Below are 1,740 nucleotides of genomic sequence, written 5' to 3'. Positions count from 1 at the left end.
GGCTTAGGCGAAGCGACCCGTGGTCGGGAAACGGTCCCAGGCGCGGTGCTGGCTGAGCAGCGCCATGATGGTCTTGAAGACCTCCACGGGATCGCTGCCCGTTTCAACGCCGGCACTGTCATCGAGCTTGAGCGTGGTCAACACCTCGGCGCCGGAGCCCCAAGCGCCCAGTGCCTTGGCCTGACGCCACACTTCCTGCAGGAGCAGGGCAACGCGGGGGTCGAGACCTTCGGGCCCGGCTGCGGCGGCCTTGGCGTCCAAACCGTGGTGGGCGTCGTCGCCGGGGGCCGCGTTGGAGGCGACCAGAACGGCGTCGAACTCGATGGAACGCGCGGTCAGGTAGGTGCGCTGGGCAACTACACCGCCCCCGACCTCGCCACCGGTGGGCGCAATGACCAGCGGCACCATGTCCGCCTCGTCCACGGCAATGATGAGGCTCTTGAGCGCGGCCACGTCAACGTCCTGGCCCACTACGATGCCGATCTGGCGGCCCTCGGTGGGCCACGTCTTGCCCACCTGGGTGAACGCGGCGGAGGGCTCCACGTCCTTGGCCGGAGCTTCGGTGGGCTCCGGCTCGGGCAGACCGAGCATCGTGGCCACGTTGCGACCCAGGTCCGGATCGATCGAGGCCAGGTGACGGAGCTGGCGCACGCGAATGTTCTCGTCCCAGCATTTGCCGAGTTCGAAAGCGTAGGCCTGCGCGGTGTGCTCACGCTCGACTTCCGACAGCGACAGCCAGAACAGACGCGGGTGGCTGAAGTGATCCTCGAAGGACTGCGGGCGCTTGCGTTCCTTGACGGATGCGGCCACCGGCTGCGGGTAGTCAATGAACGGGCGGGCGTCCGCGGGAGTCTCGAACGGGTTACCGCCGTCCAGCGAATTGGGACGGTAAGGGGCCACGCCACCGTGCACCGCGGTCTGGTGCATGCCGTCGCGCAGCATGTCGTTGACCGGGGCGTGCGAACGGTTGATGGGTAACTGGTTCCAGTTGGGGCCGCCCAAACGGGTGATCTGGGTGTCCAGGTAGGAGAACAAGCGGCCCTGCAGCAGCGGGTCGTTGGTGACGTCGATGCCGGGGACCAGGTTGTTCGGGTTGAACGCGATCTGTTCGGTCTCGGCGAAGTAGTTCGTGGGGTTCTTGTCCAGCGTCATCAGGCCGATCGGTTCCACCGGAACGAGTTCCTCGGGCACGATCTTGGTGGGATCCAGCAGGTCGATGCCCTGGAAGGTCTGGTCATCGTTGTCCTCGAACACCTGCACGCCCAATTCCCACTGCGGGAAGGCGCCGGCCTCGATGGCATCAGCCAGATCGCGGCGGTGGAAATCGGGGTCCGCGCCGTTGATGAGCTGAGCTTCTTCCCAGGTCACGGAGTGCACGCCCAAGCGCGGCTTCCAGTGGAACTTCACCAGCACGGTTTCCCCGCCCTCGGCGATGAGGCGGAAGGTGTGCACACCGAAGCCCTCCATCATGCGGAAGGAGCGCGGGATGCCGCGGTCGGACATGTTCCACAGCGTGTGGTGCTGGGCCTCGGTGTGGAGGGACACGAAATCCCAGAACGTGTCGTGGGCGGACTGAGCCTGCGGGATCTCGCGATCCGGGTGCGGCTTGCCAGCGTGAACGATGTCCGGGAACTTAATGGCGTCCTGGATGAAGAACACGGGCATGTTGTTGCCCACCAGGTCCCAGTTGCCCTCGTCCGTGTAGAACTTGGTGGCGAAACCGCGGGTGTCACGGGCCAG

General features: G+C 65.9%; 1 protein-coding gene. It reads right to left on the bottom strand.

The features are described from left to right. Window positions 1-3 precede the first annotated feature (3 nt). Window positions 4-1,740 (bottom strand): catalase (locus Q4E95_RS13590; RefSeq protein ID WP_303383801.1); only part of this gene is annotated, 1,737 nt, incomplete at its 5' end.

Source organism: Kocuria sp. (genome assembly GCF_030536815.1).
In the GTDB taxonomy this organism is placed as follows: domain Bacteria; phylum Actinomycetota; class Actinomycetes; order Actinomycetales; family Micrococcaceae; genus Kocuria; species Kocuria gwangalliensis.
The sequence above is the reverse complement of the archived record's forward strand: the minus strand, read 5'-3'. Positions and strand labels throughout refer to the sequence as shown.